Annotated in this window: 16 protein-coding genes; 15 read left to right on the top strand and 1 reads right to left on the bottom strand. The window is 53.5% G+C overall.

Annotated elements, in window-relative coordinates:
• From K5Y32_RS01265 to tssG, 15 genes are read left to right on the top strand one after another with little or no spacing between them, the layout of a single operon-like run.
• On the top strand, positions 1 to 786 hold the full coding sequence (locus K5Y32_RS01265; protein WP_222181596.1) for a YceK/YidQ family lipoprotein: 786 nt from the start codon (positions 1 to 3) through the stop codon (positions 784 to 786).
• Positions 783 to 1,310 (top strand): DUF3304 domain-containing protein, encoded by a 528-nt coding sequence (locus tag K5Y32_RS01260; protein WP_222181595.1) that lies wholly within the window; start codon positions 783 to 785, stop codon positions 1,308 to 1,310. Before K5Y32_RS01265 ends, K5Y32_RS01260 begins: the two co-directional genes overlap by 4 nt.
• A complete protein-coding gene (locus tag K5Y32_RS01255; RefSeq protein WP_222181594.1) occupies positions 1,295 to 3,604 on the top strand; it encodes a phospholipase effector Tle1 domain-containing protein in 2,310 nt (769 codons plus the stop codon). The genes K5Y32_RS01260 and K5Y32_RS01255 overlap by 16 nt, the downstream gene beginning before the upstream one ends.
• Complete coding sequence (locus K5Y32_RS01250) at positions 3,601 to 3,864, top strand: PAAR domain-containing protein (protein ID WP_222181593.1); 264 nt, start codon at positions 3,601 to 3,603, stop codon at positions 3,862 to 3,864. Before K5Y32_RS01255 ends, K5Y32_RS01250 begins: the two co-directional genes overlap by 4 nt.
• Positions 3,861 to 4,997 carry a hypothetical protein gene (locus K5Y32_RS01245; RefSeq protein WP_222181592.1) on the top strand — a complete coding sequence of 379 codons (1,137 nt, stop codon included), beginning with the start codon at positions 3,861 to 3,863 and terminating at the stop codon, positions 4,995 to 4,997. Before K5Y32_RS01250 ends, K5Y32_RS01245 begins: the two co-directional genes overlap by 4 nt.
• Positions 4,978 to 8,313, top strand: coding sequence for an ImcF-related family protein (locus tag K5Y32_RS01240; protein ID WP_222181591.1), 3,336 nt, complete (start codon positions 4,978 to 4,980; stop codon positions 8,311 to 8,313). Before K5Y32_RS01245 ends, K5Y32_RS01240 begins: the two co-directional genes overlap by 20 nt.
• Complete coding sequence (gene tssJ, locus K5Y32_RS01235; RefSeq protein WP_222181590.1) at positions 8,310 to 8,831, top strand: type VI secretion system lipoprotein TssJ; 522 nt, start codon at positions 8,310 to 8,312, stop codon at positions 8,829 to 8,831. The genes K5Y32_RS01240 and tssJ overlap by 4 nt, the downstream gene beginning before the upstream one ends.
• 29 nt (positions 8,832 to 8,860) lie before the next feature.
• On the top strand, positions 8,861 to 9,463 hold the full coding sequence (locus K5Y32_RS01230; protein ID WP_222181589.1) for a CDP-alcohol phosphatidyltransferase family protein: 603 nt from the start codon (positions 8,861 to 8,863) through the stop codon (positions 9,461 to 9,463).
• Positions 9,456 to 10,385, top strand: coding sequence for a phosphatidate cytidylyltransferase (locus K5Y32_RS01225; protein WP_222181588.1), 930 nt, complete (start codon positions 9,456 to 9,458; stop codon positions 10,383 to 10,385). Before K5Y32_RS01230 ends, K5Y32_RS01225 begins: the two co-directional genes overlap by 8 nt.
• Before the next feature lie 9 nt (positions 10,386 to 10,394).
• Positions 10,395 to 11,027, top strand: coding sequence for a lysophospholipid acyltransferase family protein (locus tag K5Y32_RS01220; RefSeq protein ID WP_222181587.1), 633 nt, complete (start codon positions 10,395 to 10,397; stop codon positions 11,025 to 11,027).
• Positions 11,024 to 12,778: a bifunctional alpha/beta hydrolase/class I SAM-dependent methyltransferase gene (locus K5Y32_RS01215; protein ID WP_222181586.1), complete on the top strand. Its 1,755-nt coding sequence runs from the start codon at positions 11,024 to 11,026 to the stop codon at positions 12,776 to 12,778. Before K5Y32_RS01220 ends, K5Y32_RS01215 begins: the two co-directional genes overlap by 4 nt.
• Position 12,779: 1 nt before the next feature.
• Positions 12,780 to 14,099, top strand: coding sequence for a phosphatase PAP2/dual specificity phosphatase family protein (locus K5Y32_RS01210; protein ID WP_222181585.1), 1,320 nt, complete (start codon positions 12,780 to 12,782; stop codon positions 14,097 to 14,099).
• Complete coding sequence (locus K5Y32_RS01205) at positions 14,084 to 14,485, top strand: hypothetical protein (RefSeq protein WP_222181584.1); 402 nt, start codon at positions 14,084 to 14,086, stop codon at positions 14,483 to 14,485. The genes K5Y32_RS01210 and K5Y32_RS01205 overlap by 16 nt, the downstream gene beginning before the upstream one ends.
• Before the next feature lie 7 nt (positions 14,486 to 14,492).
• On the top strand, positions 14,493 to 16,277 hold the full coding sequence (gene tssF / locus K5Y32_RS01200) for a type VI secretion system baseplate subunit TssF (protein ID WP_222181583.1): 1,785 nt from the start codon (positions 14,493 to 14,495) through the stop codon (positions 16,275 to 16,277).
• The gene (tssG, locus tag K5Y32_RS01195) at positions 16,274 to 17,290 is read left to right on the top strand and encodes a type VI secretion system baseplate subunit TssG (protein WP_222181582.1); all 1,017 of its coding nucleotides are present in this window, start codon (positions 16,274 to 16,276) and stop codon (positions 17,288 to 17,290) included. Before tssF ends, tssG begins: the two co-directional genes overlap by 4 nt.
• Before the next feature lie 371 nt (positions 17,291 to 17,661).
• Here the strand turns inward: tssG and K5Y32_RS24825 are convergent, their stop codons facing one another.
• On the bottom strand, positions 17,662 to 17,808 hold the full coding sequence (locus K5Y32_RS24825) for a hypothetical protein (protein ID WP_255602303.1): 147 nt from the start codon (positions 17,806 to 17,808) through the stop codon (positions 17,662 to 17,664).
• Positions 17,809 to 17,850 lie beyond the last annotated feature (42 nt).

The following is a 17,850-nucleotide window of genomic DNA, read 5'->3' as shown; positions in this document are numbered from 1 at the left end:
ATGAAGAAATGGACATTTAGGACGTTGAGCAAGTCGTTGATCTGCGCAATTTTGTTGCTGCAGCTAGTGGGATGCGGGACATTGATGCGCGGCGCAAGTAATGAGAAGGTCTATCGCGGCGTTGATACTGATATACGCAATTCCACGAATGCATTTATGTGGTTATTTACTGCTGGTATTTTGCCAATTTTTTCAGTTATTTCGATGCCCTTTGATGCAGTGATCGATACACTTTTATTGCCTGTCGATCTAGCCATCAGCAATTCGCCTAAAGTTTATAAACAACCCGCGGAAAATTATGTCCCAGTTTTTGCCGTCAATATGACGGGTCAACCAGACGTTGATTATACTATTCGAAAAAAAAGCACTGGAGAAATACTTACTCAATCCCGAACTAGAATTATCCCTCAGGCTGGTAGCGCATCAGGAAAACTTAATAAAGCATCCCTGATGACAAAGGTGAATCCATCTGTTGCTCCAGAATCTGTGACGATTAGCTGGGATGCTGGAACAAGGCTTCTACAAGCAGAGACGACGGATATCAGCGACTTCACTGAATCATATACTCCCGATGAATCTCTGCTTAAAGCCGCAAGTATCATCGCAATATTTATGCCTTGCAATCGAGTCATGCTGGTTAATTATGAAGATGAATATTACAACTACGATTTTATTCATAAACAAGCCATACAGGATGTTTTCCAGCAATTACAGTCATTGTCCGAGCGTTCTCAGTGTTCTGCTTCAGGACAGATAACGTTAATGATGGAAGGAGCCTGGAAATGAAAAAGAAAACATCCGATTGGTTGAATAAAGGATTGTTTTTTATCGTTGCTTCGATACTTTCAGGTTGCTCGCAGGCAAGCGTTGATGACGGCTATACCGCTGGCGATCTTCGTGCAGTCAACCATGTTGAGGGACAGGGCATAAATGGGTTTTCAGTGAATGGATACCACGTTCCAGGTTTAGGCGGTGGATATTGCTGCATCATGCTTCCTGAAAAATGGACGCCTGATTTGAAAGCTCGGGTTGAATGGGAAGTTGATCCTCATACTGCACCGCCATTTCCTGGATATAAAGATAGAGAAAAATTTAATGCGTGGAAAAAATCCATCGAAAGCAGCTTTAAACAGTATAGCGCTATCGTGAATATCCCGCAGTATGGTGAGGAGCGCTGTGGTTTAACTGTGCACTTCCTACCTTGTAATCAGGTGAAAGTCACAACGGTTTGTTCCGGATATGGCACCGAGAACTATCCAATCAAGGAACCGCTTAATATGAAGGAGCCTGCGACATGTCCCGTGAAATGAATTTAGCGCTTCCATGTTTTGCACCACCAAAATTTCTCGATAGCGGTCGCTTGCCGCTTAGTGAAACACAGGTTAATGCCAATTATAAGAGGCAGATTCGGGAAGAAATTGATTACCGAATCAGTTTGGCCGAAAACACAGGTAAGAAAGGCGTCGTTCCTTGCAGCAGAAGCCTACATATCAGCTTATTTTTTGATGGGACGGGAAATAACGAAGAGAATGATACGCGTATTGCTAAACCATCGCATCCGACTAATATCGCGAAGTTGTATCATGCGACATATCAAAATGCTGATGGTGAAGGCTATTTTCGCTATTACATTCCGGGTGTTGGCACCCCCTTCCCTAAAATTGGCGAAATGGATTACAGCAATGATGGTCTGGCTTTCGCCGCTGGCGGAGAGGATCGAATTAACTGGGCGTTGCTCAGATTAGTGGATGCTTTGACTTATGCCATCACCAAAGGAGCCAAACGCCTTGGTGATGGCGTAGCGAAGGGAATGCTACCCAGCATGCAAGCTCGCGGAGCTTTTTCAGGCGAAGTGAACCGACGTAACGTGATCAATCCCTTGTTAAAGACGTTGGAAAGTCAGGCAGCCCAAACCCAGCAGCCCCATCTTCTGGGTATTAAGTTGTTTATTTACGGTTTTTCTCGCGGGGCTGCCGAAGCGCGCACTTTTGTGAACTGGTTAACCCAGTTACCCGATCCCAAGTTAAAAAACGATCATCTGAAACTCGCTGGTTTACCCATCAGTATTGAGTTTCTTGGATTACTGGATACGGTGGCGTCTGTTGGGGCAGCTCACATGATGCCGGGTGCTGCAGGTCATATGGGCTGGGCGGATAATAGTCAGCAATTACCTGATGAGCGTAAATTTCCTGGATTGATTAAGTGTTGTCGGCATTTTGTTGCCGCACACGAACAGCGCTTATGTTTCCCTCTTGACTCAGTTCGTCGCCCTGATGGCAGTTACCCGGCTAACACTCAGGAGGTTATTTATCCTGGAATGCACTCGGATGTTGGTGGAGGTTATCCCCCGGGAGATCAGGGAAAATCCTGTGATGGTGCAAATGAAATTCTGTCTCAAATAGCCTTACATGATATGTACCTGGCAGCGTTTGAAGCGGGAGCACCCCTCACCATCCAGCCGCCATCAGTGACTCAGCGTATTAAAGATGTGTCACCAACCAGAGTAATGGATGGCAACACATTATTGGAATTTGATGTTGACCCCAAATTAACCAAGCGCTTCAACATCTGGCGTCAAACCCTGCTCAACACAACCCTGCAAGGCAGCGAAGAGCCGGGAGATACATCAGAAGACTATCGCGCCTATCAACTTTCTCAGACACTTGAAAGCGCGCTGATCGATCAGATTGGCTGGATCACCGCGTGGCGCATTGGCCGCTACGCTCACGGCAGTATGCTTCCTCAGGGCGATAAGTTTGCCCACAGTTTCTTTAACAAAGCACCCCAGCTAACTCCTGAAGGACTTAAAAAAGAAGCGGATGACCATAAAGCAGCGGTAAAAGCGCTTAACTTACGGCGAGCAGAAGCCAAAAAGAGCCGCTTGCCGCTGGACGAAAGCTTGCAGGGCAAGCCCGATCTTGATCCGACTAACGCCCAATATCAACTCCGCGAAGCTGCGCGTGAATTCCAGCATGACTATAAATTGTGGCGACGAGACATCAATGGTGGCTTGATAGATAAAACTGCGCAGATCGTTCTGGATGTGATCCCCAAGCACGCCATCTTCCTGATCAACGGTGACGATGAAGACGCGGAATACGCGCAGATGAAAGCCGATGGCAATCGTCGTTATCCGCAGCTGTTTATCGACAAGCTGGGCACCGGCATTCGTACTCAACCGCGTGCTGAACTGCTGGCCCTCTTTGATGAACAAATTCACGATTCCCGCGCCTGGTTTATGCAAAGTGCATTGGGGGGACGTGAACCCTGGGGCGGTTATTTCCGCTATCGCATGATTTACTGCGGCAACCAGACCAATAAAAACCTTCGCCTGATTTCCGTCGAAGGCAAAGTTATCAACGCCGCGCCAACCTCCAATAACGTCATCTATTTTATCGAGCCAAAAACCGCTTATAACAATGTGACTTATAAAGTGAAAGATATGGCGACCGGTGCCGTTCAAACACTCACTCCACCAGAGGCAACCACTCGACCAGGCACCGCAGTTGCCCTGGCTCGCACCAGTGTGGTGAGCGAACAGCACCAGGCCATGATGACCTCTGCCGTCGATATGCTGAAATCCTCGGGAGCGCGAGTGGTATGACACTAAAAAAACTGGTGCGCGTTGGCGATACGCTCAAACCTTATGGTGGTGAAGTGCTTAGCGGGAGTTTTGACGCGTTTGGCAAACCGGTGGCTTGCGTCAATGACAAAGCGAAATGTAACGAGCACGGCATGACCGCCATTATTCAGGGAGCAACCAACAGCACCGTAAACGGTAAAGCGGTGGCGCTGGATGGGCATAAATGTGCCTGTGGTTGCACGCTGGTCAGTTCCCTGCCGGATATGGATGTCTGCGGATGAACCAACCGCCGGTTTATGCCGATTACGCCACCATTTACCCGGCCCGCTGGCGGCGCTGGTGGGTGGCGTTGCCCGTGCTGCTATTTATATCGGCGATGACCACCATGCTGTTGTGGCCGGAGGGAAAGCCGACCCGTTCGCTGCTTTTCTGGTTCTGCGCACTGGTCTTGCCGCTGCTGTGCTGGTTGCTGGCGGTAACGTTGCGCTTGCTGGTCTGGCTGCAATCTACCGATAACCGCCGCACGCATTATGCAGAAATCTCGCTGGCGCTGGATGCCTGGTGGCGAAAGCGCAGCCAGGCCTTGCCAGTTGAAGCCGTGTTGCTGGTGACGCCAGCCGGAGAAGACGCATCCGAACATCTGGCGCTGTTGTCACAACCAGCGGACGCTCCGCAACCGGGCATCACTGCGCAAGGTTATGCTGCGTTGCGTTGCCCACGGGTGCTTAACAGCGCCCGCAGTCGTCCTGTGATGCTGGCGGCTTATCTCGCCAATCGCCTGGTGACACATCTTCGTCAGTCAGGTGATACACGCCAAATAACGCATCTCTGTTGGCTGGGTGATGACCAAAGTCTGCTCGCCTTTCGCGAAACGCTACTGGCAGCGGGCATGACGTTGCCAGAGGAAACCCTTCGACTCATTGCGATTGATGGCGCAGATACCGTTATCGATCTCTTCGCCACTACTGCTCCGGTTTTGCTGCTGTGTGCCGGAAGCGGCGAAGGATTGGCTGATTGCACCCCGGTTACCGGGGAAGCCGCCTTTGCCTGGATCTGCTCGGCGCAGGGGACTGCACTGATGCATCGCTCGGAGCTCTGGCAACCGGCGTTGGGTGAAACGGCCACTCTGGCCGTTTCACAGCTTTCCCGTTATGCCGGATTAAGTGATATGCCGGATACGGTGATCGCGGCAGATGCCCCCGCCATGGAAGCATTGCTGGAGGGCGGCTGGTCCGCGCTGGATCACGTACTTGCCCCATGGCTCGGCCATGCCGGGCAAATCACACCGTTTACGTTACGGTCGCTGGCGCTACTCTCGGCGCTCAACGGCCAGCCCTGCGGCTGGATCGCCGCAGAAATGGAATCTCAATACATTACAGGAGTTTGTATTCCCCGTGGAAACCTCCCGCACTAATTCCCGGCACTCGCTGTTCTGGCTGGTTTGTGGCTATTCGCTAGCCGTAACCCTGCTGGTGCTGACTGGCGCAGGGCTCTATTACTTCGCAGGCAGCAGCGTTGATCTGCCGGAGGCTCTGCCGCGCCAGATTGCTTTCTGGTCATTGATGGTCTGGCTGGCGCTGGTGTGGTTCTGTCCACTGTTTATTCTCGCCTGGCGCGGGCTGGTGCGACTCAACGCGCGTGAAGCAACAGGTGCAACTGATTCGCAGAAAAAGCGCCCTGCCGAAAATCAGTGGGTGCAGGAGATCATTACCCAGATGCGCTACCAGTATCGGTGGCGTTGGCGCAGCCGGGTACGCATTCTGCTGGTGGTAGGCGATGAGCATCTGGTTGAACGGAGTATTCCCGGCCTGACAACTCAACACTGGCTTGAGGGGCATCATACCTTGCTGCTCTGGCACGGTAGTCCGCAGGAAGATCCGCTACCCCCGCAGCTGCGGGCGTTACGCAAAATTCGCCGCCAGCTGGCCGATGCGGTGGTGTGGGTAGTGAACCCAGAGGGGGAAATGAACCAGGATGTGCTGGATACCACGGCTCGCCAGATGCAAAAGCGCTACAACCTGTTAGGCCAGGATATCCCGCTGTGGCTGTGGGAGATTCACGCGCCCTCTCTGCATAATGCCCCCGCGCAGGGGATCGGATTTACCATTGCACAAGGTGATAGTGCGGACGATTACCGTCAGTCACTGGATGATCTTGAGCACCAGTTGGTTGAGCGCGGCATGCAGCAAATTGAGCATAATCGCCAGCACAGTTTTTTACTGGAACTGGCGCACGTGCTGCGCAGCGGTGGCGCGGATCGCCTGACACGAACCTTGTCACAGCTCTCCACAGGTGCAAGAGCGCTGCCGCTGGCGGGAGTCGTGCTCAGCCAGCCGGAGATCACCGGAAGCGCTTCATTGCGAAATGCCTGGCAGCCGGGAAAAGCCTGGCGGGATTTACTGGCGCTACGCTGGCGCAGGCCGGTATCTAACGGTGCCTCATGGCGGAAAACGGTGCTGACGCTCTGCTCCTGCCTGCTGGTGATGTGGATGGCCTGCCTGATGTTTTCCTGGATTGCCAATATGCGTCTTATACAGGCAGATCAGCTGCTTGCCGCCGCCGCAACAGATTCCCGTCAGCCGCTGCAGCAGCAGCTTTCAGCCTTGCGCGAGTTGCAGAGAGAGATCGAGCGTCTGCAGCATCGTCAGCAATATGCTGCGCCCTGGTATATGCGTTTTGGCCTCAGCCAGAATGACACACTGTTGGATTCGCTGTGGCAACAATGGCAGCAGGCGGCCATGCCGCTGCTGCGTGATGCCTCCGTCAAGCGCCTGACTACGCTGATGAGCGGCTGGCGTAACCTGCCGCCCGATAGCCCGCTGCGGGCCGATGAGGCCAAAAGCATGTATGACCTGCTGAAAGCGTACCTGATGCTGGCACATCCCGAACAATCCGATCCGGCGTTTTTCAGCGCCACGGTAATGAAAGTCTGGCAACGGCGTGATGGCATTCCGGACGCAAGCTGGCGCAACAATGGCGGCGCTATGCTGGCCTTTATGATGACGAATCTGCCTGCGCACCCAGAGTGGCAGTTACAACCGGATATGCGACTGGTCAGCAGTATGCGCTCAGCGCTGCTGCGTCAGATTGGTGCCAGCAATGCGGAGACCTCGCGCTATCAGCAACTTATTGAGCAGGTGTCCCGTGATTATGCTGATATGACGCTCAGTGAGATGGTCAGCGGCACCGACAGCACCAGGTTGTTCAATACCGATGAAACCGTGCCCGGCGTCTTTACCCGTAAAGCGTGGGAAGAGGCAGTAGAGCCAGCGATTGAGCAAGCGGCGAAAGTGCGTCGCGATGAAATCGATTGGGTGCTGAGTGATAACAAAACGGCCAGCAATAATGATGTCTCTGCGGAAACGCTGCAAGCGCGGCTGACAGATCGCTATTTCTCCGATTACGCCGGAGCCTGGCTGAAATTCCTCAACAGCCTGCAATGGCAGCGGGCGGAGAGCCTGTCAGAATCGATTGAACAGTTAACCCTGCTGGCCGACATACGCCAGTCACCTCTGATTGCACTGATGAACACGCTGAATGTGCAAGGCCGGACGGGGCAAACTGGCGGTAATCTTACCGATTCGCTGGTGAGCTCCGCAAAGAATCTGCTCAGCAGTGACAAAACCCATGCCATCGCTAGACCACAAGGTGCACGTGGCCCAATGGATGACGCTTTTGGACCTTTACTGGCGCTAACCGATACCGGCGCAGCGGCTAAAGATAGCCTCAGCCTGCCAACCTTCCTGACGCGTATCACCCGTGTTCGGCTGCGGCTGCAGCAGGTCACCAACGCGCCGGATCCACAGGCCATGATGCAGTCGTTAGAATTGACGGTGTTTCAGGGCAAAGCCGTTGATCTGACTGACACCCGCGATTACGGCAGTCTGATTGCTGCCAGCCTCGGACAGGAGTGGAGCGGGTTTGGTCAGGCGATATTTGTCGAGCCGATGGTGCAGGCGTGGGAGCAAGTGCTCAGCCCCACCGCTGAAAGTATTAACAGTCAATGGCAGAACGATATTTTAACGCCGTGGGATCAATCGTTTGCCGACCGCTATCCGTTTGCTAACCGACAAAGCGACGTCTCCTTACCGCATTTAGCGCAGTTTATGCGTACCGACACCGGACGTATCGCGCAGTTCGTTAACAGTCGCCTCGCTGGCCTGCTACGGCTTGAAGGGGATCGCTGGGTGCCGGATGCCATGAACAGCCAGGGACTGACGTTTGATCCTGCTTTTCTGAATGCGCTGAATAAACTGACGCACATCGCGAACACCGCATTTGTCCGGGGAGATGTAGAGCTGCACTTTCAGATGATGGCAAAACCTTCCCGCGACATGGTGGAATCGGAGCTGACGGTGGATCGCCAGAAGCTGCAATATTTTAACCAGGAAGAGAGTTGGCAAACGCTGAACTGGCCTGACAACCGCTGGCAACCGCAAACCACGCTGACCTGGCGCAGCACCCATACCGGAACCCGCATTTATGCCGATCACCCTGGAAGCTGGGGCCTGATCCGCCTGCTGGATAAAGCCCGCATCACCAATCTGGGGAACAACATCTATCGTGTTACCTGGCCGACGCCAGACGGGCTGGCACTCAACTATCAGATACGTACGGAGCTCGGCAGTGGCCCGCTGGCGCTACTCGAATTGCGCGGCTTCCGCATGCCTGCGCGGATATTTATTTCCGCTACGCAAAATGAAGATGCGTACCAGGGAGGTGAACAATGAAAGTTCGCTTCGCTCATGTGTTGCTGATTTTGCTGTCGCCAACGTTGCTGAGCAGTTGTGGAGCGTGGCAAAAAACCAAACAGGGAACAGCAAGCATTGCCGATGCCGTGTTTTATCGTCAGGTCAATATCCTGCACCTGACCTTCACTGCGCGTACGGCGATCAATCAGGACGACGCCCAGCAGTCGATGCCTTTACGCCTGAATATTTTGCAGCTCAGCACGCGTCAACGTTTCGATAACGCCGAATACAGCAGCCTGTTGGCACAGCCGGATTGGGTGCTGAAAGAGAGCCTGGTGGCGCAGCGGCAGCTCAGCGTCATGCCGGGACAAAGCGTCAGCCTCGATATGCCAATGGAGAAGCAGGCGCAGTTTGTCGCAGTCGTGGGCTTGTTCCGCCAACCGGACCGGGAGCGCGGTACATGGAAACAGGTGCTGAGCCGTGAGGAGCTTGATGCGGATTCACCACGCACGATTGAAGTAAGGGATAACACCCTGAATTTGGAATTATTGAAGTAACTATTCAATTTAACGGCAGGAGCCACAAAGTGACGCTATACGATATAAAACCGAAGTTTCAGCATTTATTAAGACCGCTGGTCGTCAGGTTACATGCGCAGGGTATCACCGCCAACCAGGTAACCTTGTTTGCCATGCTCACTTCTGCAGTACTGGGCGCATTGTTGATGCGTTTCCCCGATCCACGCTTTTTTATCACCCTGCCCGTTTTCCTGTTTTTCCGCATGGCGTTAAACGCCATTGATGGCATGTTAGCCCGAGAATTCCATCAGCAATCCACCCTCGGGGCAATCCTCAACGAGGTGGGTGACATTATCTCTGACGCGGCACTCTACCTCGCTTTTGCGTTTGTTACTGGCATTTCTGCCTGGTGGGTTGTGCTGGTGGTGCTGCTTTCCTGGCTGAGCGAATTTTGCGGTGTGATGTGCCAGACGCTAAACGGCATCCGTAGCTACCGTGGCCCGTTAGGCAAAAGTGACCGCGCATTTATCTTTGGCGCTCTCGGCCTGGTGATTGCGCTGTGGCCGCAGTCTATCGGCTACGCTAACGCAGTGTTTGCCATTGCCGCCCTGTTATTGTGCTGGACCAGCCTGAATCGCTGCCGCAATGCGATGGAGGCGAAAAATGGCTGACTCCAGACACCTGCTTTATTACTGCCTGGGCGGTATCTTCGGTGTTCTCATGCTGGCGACGCTGATTATTTTTGTGCTGAGAAAGTGCCGCCCACAACGCAACTGGCTGGAATTGCAGCAGCGCGTTAATAGCTGGTGGGTGATTATCTGCCTGTTCTCGTTAGCAATGCTGTCGCCGAAGTGGCTGGCGCTGACCTTTTTCGGCTTCATCAGCTTCCTGTCGTTAAAAGAGTATCTGACGTTAGCACCCACGCGGCGTTCTGACAGTATGCCGCTGCTGTGGATGTATGCCGCTATCCCGGTGCAATATCTCTGGACCGGCATGGCCTGGTACGGCATGTTCATCATTTTTATCCCGGTTTACGTCTTCCTGTTCCTGCCCGCTCGCATGGTGATTGCCGGTGATACCAAAGGTTTTCTGCACTCTGCGTCGGTAATGCACTGGGGCATGATGACCACCGTGTTCGCTCTGAGCCACGTTGCCTACCTGATGACTTTACCCGGTGCCGACGCCAGCGCCGGTGCGCTGCTGGTGTTCTTCCTCGTGGCGCTGACTGAGCTGAATGATATTGCCCAGTATCTGTGGGGAAAATCGCTGGGCAGGATTCGGGTAACGCCCAACGTCAGCCCGAATAAGACGCTGGCCGGTTTGCTGGGTGGCATCTTTACCACCATGTTGCTGGCTGCGATTCTTGGCCCACTGCTGACACCGATGAGTTATCTCCACTCGCTGGGTGCTGGGTTGATTATTGGTGCAAGCGGCTTTTGCGGCGATGTTGTGATGTCGGCGATCAAGCGCGATTTTGGTGTGAAGGATTCCGGCAAATTGCTGCCCGGACACGGTGGCATTTTGGATCGACTCGATTCACTCATCTACACTGCGCCGCTGTTCTTCCACTTCTATTACTACTTCTACGTGTAGGAGGCGCACATGAACCGCATGCTGCGCTGGCTCTTTACCCTGTGCATCGCTTATCCGGTGGTGTGGATCTGGCTGGGTGTCGCCGTGGCCAACCGCAAGAAGCTACCGAAAACAGGCCCGGCGATCATTGTGGCAAACCACAACAGCCATCTTGATGTGCTGACGCTGTTCACCTTGTTCCCCCTCTCGACGTTAGTGGACGTACAGCCGGTGGCTGCCGCTGATTACTTCCTGAAAAACAGAGTGGTGGGTTGGTTTGCGCTCAAGGTGATTGGCATCATCCCGGTGTATCGCGGGGCGCATCAGGCTAATCCATTGCAGGCCTGCGTCGATGCACTGGCGGAAAAGAAAATTGTGATTATTTTCCCGGAAGGCACGCGCGGCGAGCCGGGGAAACTGTCAGAAATTAAATCTGGCCTCTGGCATCTCAGCCAGCAGTGCCCGGATGTGCCCATCATTCCGGTCTATATGCACGGGCTGGATCGCTCAATGGGTAAAGGTCAGAAAATACCGGTGCCGTTCTTTATCGATATTTATATCGACGATCCGCTGCGTTATCAGGACAACAAGGCCGAATTTAAAAGCGCGTTATTAAATCGTTTTGTCGAATTACAACAGCAAGCCATAAGGAAATCATCATGAGCCAGGAAGCACGTTTATTTCAGGAAGGAGCTTTTTCAACCAGCGACGGGGAATCTCTCTATTTTCGCCACTGGCCCGCGCAGGATGCGCAGAGCAAAAAAGTGATTGTGCTATTTCATCGCGGGCATGAGCACTCCGGACGTTTGCAGCATGTTGTCGATGAGTTACTGATGCCGGATGCCCATTTTTACGCATGGGATGCGCGTGGACACGGACATTCGCCGGGAGAGCGAGGTTATAGCCCAAGCCTGGCTCGCTCAGTGCAGGACGTCGATGAATTTGTTCGCTTTGTCGCTGAACAAGCCAGGGTGAGCATTGAAGATATAGTGGTGATTGCGCAAAGCGTCGGCGCGGTGCTGGTCGCTACCTGGGTGCATGATTACGCACCTAAAATTCGCGGTATGGTGCTGGCCTCTCCAGCGTTTAAGGTGAAGCTGTATGTACCTTTCGCACGCAAGGGATTGGCTATGCTGCAACGTATTCGCGGTATGTTTTACGTGAACTCTTACGTCAAAGGGAAATTTCTCAGCCACGACCCGGAGCGCATTCGCAGCTTTGAGCAGGATAAATTTATCACCCGTCAGATTGCCGTGAATATTCTGCTGGATCTGTATAAAACGGCGGAGCGTATTGTTTCTGACTCTGCCGCCATCACCGTGCCAACACAGCTGCTGATTTCCGGCGATGATTTTGTGGTGCACACCAAACCGCAGAAAAAATTCTATCAGGGGCTGCGTAGCGCCATCAAAGAGCAGCATATTCTGCCAGGTTTTTATCACGATACGCTGGGAGAAAAGGATCGCCAGCTTGCCTTCGATAAAATGAAGCCGTTTATCGAACAGCTTTACCACGCTGCACCTTACACCTTCGATTACAGCCATGAAGATCAGTGGAGTTCGGGCGCTGATGCGTACCGTGAGTTGCAGGCACCACCTAAGCGCTGCTCACTGCAAGGTGTGTCCTACGCTTCATTGAGTTTTGGCATGAAAACCCTTGGCAGACTGTCAAAAGGCATGCGCCTGGGATATGAAACCGGCTTTGACTCTGGCAGTACGCTGGATTATGTCTACCGCAACACGGCTGAAGGCACCGGCATTATTGGCCGTATCATCGACAGGCAGTACCTCAACAGCATTGGCTGGCGCGGCATTCGCATGCGCAAAGAAAATATCCAGCAGGTGATTACGCAGGCCGTAGCAAAACTGCAAGAGCACAATTTGCCGATTCGCGTAGTCGACATAGCCGCCGGACATGGCCGCTACGTTCTTGATGCACTAGAGAAACAGCCGGGAATTGAAAGCATCTTGTTGCGAGATTACAGCGATCTAAATGTGGAGAAAGGCCAGGCGATGATTGAAGCGCGTCAATTAGGCCATCTCGCGCAGTTCAAAAAAGGCAATGCCTTTGATTATGACTCGCTCGCCACACTCGCGCCTGTGCCGACGCTGGGCATTGTCTCCGGCCTGTATGAACTGTTCCCGAGCAACCAATTAATCAAAACTTCGTTGGCCGGGTTGGCAGCAGCCATTCCGCCGGGCGGCGTGCTGGTTTATACCGGGCAACCGTGGCATCCGCAGTTGAAAACCATCGCATGGACCTTAACCAGCCACCAGAACGGTATTCCCTGGTTGATGCGCGTACGCAGCCAGAAAGAGATGGATACGCTGGTCGAAGACGCTGGATTTGAGAAATGCCACCAGTTGATCGATGAGTTTGGCATCTTTACCGTGTCGCTGGCGGTAAGAAAATAGCATGACTGAATCGTTGATGACAGAACGCCCTTTTCGCCCCTGGAAACAGGGGCTTTGCTGGCTGATGTTGCTGGGGCCCCTGTTTTTTCTCAGCTACGGGCAGGTGAATACCTACACCGCGACCCGCGACGATGTGGAAAGCCTGGTGTTTGCCTGGGAACGTTCGATTCTATTTGTTCCCTGGACCATCGTGCCTTACTGGAGCATCGACCTGCTTTACGGTATTTCACTGTTCATCTGCACATCAAGACAAGAGCTGATGCGTCACGGCTATCGCCTGCTAGTAGCATCGCTGGTGGCGTGTGCAGCGTTTTTACTTTTCCCGCTGAAGTTTACCTTCACGCGCCCGGAAACCCAGGGTGCCTTCGGCTGGTTGTTCCGCCAGCTTGAACAGTTTGATTTACCCTATAACCAGGCCCCTTCGTTGCACATTATTCTGACCTGGCTGCTCTGGCTGCGCTTTCGCCAGCATCTGAATCGCAATGCAAGAATCGTTGCGGCCAGTTGGTTCCTGCTGATTGCTGTCTCGGTACTGACCACCTGGCAGCACCATTCTATCGATGTCATTAGCGGGATTGGGGTCGCGGTCATCATCAGCTACCTGATTCCGATTAGAGGAGAATGGCGCTGGCAGCGGCCCACTTTGCACGCGCGACGTCTGGCGAGCAAATACGGCCTGGGTGGAATGCTGTTTTTACTGGCGGGAGCCGCGATTCCCTGTGGTCATTTGCTGTTGTGGCCTGCTTTAGCGCTGCTGGCAGTGGCTGCAGGCTATGCCGGATTGGGCGTGACGGTGTTCCAGAAAAACAGTTGCGGCAACTTATCCCTCTCCGCACGCCTGCTGCTATTACCCTATCTGACAGGCGCGAGGATTTCCCGCCGCTGGTTTTCCCGACATACCGCGCAAAGTAATGAGATTGTCGCTGGCATAGCGCTGGGCAGGTTTCCGGACAAGGCGCAGCAGGATTTTGCCGTTTTTGATCTGACCGCAGAATTACACAAAGGCAACCGGAGCGCACAGCGATGGCAGGCCTATCCACTCATGGATTTGCTGGTGCCCGACATTGCGCGTTTGCACACTGCGGTGAGACAGCTTCAGCAACTGCACCGGGAAAGTGACAAGGTGTTGGTTTGCTGCGCGCTGGGTTTATCGCGCAGTGCCACGGTGATTGCGGCGTGGCTGCTGGCGGAAGGACATGCAGCCTCTGTCGTTCAGGCCGTTGAACTCATTAAGTCCCGACGCCCGCAGATTGTTCTCACCCCTGCACACATTGCCATCCTCGAAGCCTTCAGCAAGGAACAGCTATGTCAGACATCATGATGACCAACCGAATTGTGCAAATTCATCTGGCAAGCTGGCGCTACTTTGCCGCTCTGACACTGCCGCCACTGGCGCTGATACTCAGCCTTTTCTACTCCGCGCTGAGTCTGCCGTTAATGGTGTTGTTCTTCATCACACACTACTACTGCTGGCGTTTATGGCTTGATGAACGGCTCTTCGCATTGCTCAACAACGAAGACGACCTTGCTGAGTTTGACCGGGGCATGGCGCAGCTGTGGCCGAAAAAATTTGCCCGCCCGCGTTCTCTGGCTGATCGCCTGCACGGAACAAGAGTCATATTTTACCGGGCAATGATCTCACTGCTGGTGCTGTGGTTGGTTTCACTCTGCTCAGTGAGTTATCTGGCACTCACGCTGGTTGAGTAGGTGAACCATGAACGATCATGATTTTCTAAAATATTTCGACAGCGAAATGCGTTATCTGAAAGCTGCTGCGCAGGAGTTTGCGGAGCAGTATCCGGAGGCGGGACGGCGACTGGGTGTCGACGGCAAATCTCTGAAGATGAATGACTCGGTCGAGCAACTGTTTCAGGGCTTCTCGCTGATGATGGCGCAGATGCGTCGCAAGATTGATGACGATATTCCGGAGCTGACGGAGCCGCTGCTTGGGCATCTGGTGCCCGTGGTGAACCGCACGCTGCCATCAATGTCTGTGGTGGAACTTACGCCCGATAGCGTCGCTCAGGTACGTGATGCGGTGCTGCCGGAAGGTACAACGCTGCTGACCCGACCGATGGATATCACTGGCCAACGCTGCCCGTATCGCACGACCGATGCGTTGAAATTGCATCCACTGGCGCTGGGCGAGATAACCACGCCCTTCCATCCTGATGGACACCAGATGATTTCCCTGCGGTTTACACTCAGCCCTCAGGCCGATACGAGCCAAATCGATCTCAGCGATATCCCGCTCTACATCCACGGAGATCGCCCGGTGCAGTCGCTGCTATACCATGCGCTGACCCGTCATCTGCGCAACATCACTTTTCGCCTGCCGCAGAGTGATAACTCCGATCCGCAGTTATTTAGTGGCGACATCCGTGCCCGCTGGCAGCAGCACTGGCGTCCGGTCTGGCCGGAAAGCGACAGTCCTGCACTCTGTGGTGAAGTGCGCCCGCTGCTGGAATATTTCATTTTTCCGGCTCGCTACGCCTTCTTTACTCTTTCGGGGCTCAACACGCTGCCTTTCGACGAAAGCTGCCGCGAGGTGATTCTCGATATTCACCTCAGTCAGCCGCTTCCACATGATATTTCCCTGCCGGCAGACGCGCTGCGCATTCACTGCGTGCCGGTGATTAACCTATTTACGCTGAACGCCGAGCCGCTGAAGGTAAAACCTGCGGTGCTCGATTATCGTCTGCGTCCGCATCGACTGCGCGATCAGCACACTGAGATTTACAGTGTTGATGAAGTTGCCGCCAGCGAAACACTGGATAAGCGGCGCTATGTGCCGTATCGGCACTTCCGGCAAAAAGGGGGCATGTTGCAACGCAAAGAGTCCTGGCCGGAGCGATATTTCCATACGCGTGTCTGGCGTGGTGTCAGCGGTCTTTATGAAACCCTGCTGATGTTGGGTGGCGATGAAAGCGAGACCGATCGAGGCGAGGATGATGCCACGCTGTTTATGAACATCACCTGCACCAATGGTAACTATCCGCGTATGGCGCTGGAGAAAGCCGTATTTGATGGAAGCGCGGTCACCGGCAACCTAACGTTGCAGTGCACAACGCGTCATCCCCCTTCTATGCCTTGCTACCCGCCAACCACGCAGTTGTATCAGTGGCATGTGATGTCGCTGCTGCATCCGCGCGCGCTGAGCCAGATGATTAGCGATGCTAAAAACCTTCGAGCCGTGCTGGCGCTGTTTGACTGGAGTAATGACGATAACAACCGCCGTCGCATCAGCGGTATTCGTCACGTCAGCTGGCGTCAGGACTATAACTCCTCGTATCACTGGCACGGGGTGCGTATTCGCGTGGCACTCGATGAAACCCAGTTCAGCGGCACCGGCGATGCCCGCCTGTTCTGCGAGCTGCTGGAACAGTTCCTGATGCAGTACGCCAGCGTTGTGCGCTTTACCCAACTGACGGTGCTGCTGACTGCTTCGGGCACCGAGTGGGCCTGGCCGGAGCGACGCATTGACAGGGTGCTGATGTGAGCGAAAACAACAAAAAACCGTTCTGGCTGGACGATAACGGCAATGATCAGACCGCGCAGTACAACTTTTACCGCTTCTGCCAGCTGCTGGAGCAGACGGCCGGCAGCCGTCTTGGCACGGGCCGCACGCCAGAGAGTGATCCGGTGCGCTTTCGCCCTAACCCGCATCTGGGCTTTCCCGCCGGGGAGCTAAAGCGCACGGAAATTGACGCCGATAACCCGGATGCGATACCAACGGTCCGAACCAACTTCTTCGGCCTGTACGGCGTGGATTCGCCGCTGCCCACCAGCATCATTGACGACATCAACCAAGGCCGCGATGGTGCGGATGCGATGGCAGCGTTTCTGGATATCTTCAATCACCGACTGATGACGCAGTTTTACCGCATCTGGCGCAAGTACAGCTATCCGGCCACCTTTGAGCCAGGCGGTACCGATACGGTTTCGCAAAGCCTGATGGCGCTAACCGGCATCTCCAACAGCGGTGAACAACCTTCGTCACGCCTGCTGGCTATTCTGAAACCGTTGCTGCATACCACACACACTGCTGAAGGCATCGCTGCGGTTATACGCAGCCAGGCACCGAACACCAAGGTTGAGGTTTTCGCACACCATCCAGTGAGCATGCCGGTGGCAAAACGCGCCCGACTTTCACTTAAAGGTGGCATGACGCTTGAACAGAATCCGATACTGGGTGATGAAACCCGCGTGGCTGATTACTGCTCACGAGTTGAGCTTTCAACAGACGATCCTGATGAAGCGAAAGGCTGGATGCCTGACGGACAGCTTAGGAATGACGTGATGGCGCTACTGCGTACCTATTTGGGCTGTGACTATGATTTGCGGTTTTGGCTAACAATTCCCACCCAATTTCTGCCAATGCCGCGGCTTGGCGATTCCGGGTTGTTCAATGGATACAACATGATGCTGGGGTTGAGGGAGGATAATCAGAGTGCGATGCCGGAAATGGTGCGAATTAAAGTGGGAAAGTTGCGAGAAAGTAATGTTAAATAACATAAACATCGAGAGTGAATGACACGCTAAATACAGTGAACCTTACCGGTATATCGGGGAAGCCACAGATGTATACGAGCATTGTTCTCGTATAATGATTAAAAATCCGAACGAAACATGAAACAGTGAATAAAGTCGGTTTCTTCGGCGATGCATACACCGTCTGTAAGACAATAGTTCCAAGATGGCGCCACACGATTGGTAATTTAGTGAGTTATTTCACCTACTGAAATGCTGATCAGTAAAATATTCATTTCAATCAACTTGAATATGGGATGCTTTATCAGTGCATCCCTTTCAATATTTAATTAGAAAAAATTAAATATCTCAATCCATTAGATTTTATACATAGAAATTGTTGACTCGCAAAGTCATTCGCGTATCTCCATTACTGGCGAAGATGTGATCAGAGTGGCGAAGGCTTCCATACGACGTGCCACTTCACGAACTGCATCACCCGGACTCATGCCACTGCGCACCGCTTCGCCAAAAGCTGCAAGCTCAATCTTCTGTATCACTACCAGCAATCCCAACTGTTGTTCATCCGCGCGACCTCGCTC

It is taken from the genome of Pantoea sp. DY-15 (assembly GCF_019795935.1).
GTDB classification, from domain to species: domain Bacteria; phylum Pseudomonadota; class Gammaproteobacteria; order Enterobacterales; family Enterobacteriaceae; genus Pantoea; species Pantoea leporis.
The sequence above is the reverse complement of the archived record's forward strand: the minus strand, read 5'-3'. Positions and strand labels throughout refer to the sequence as shown.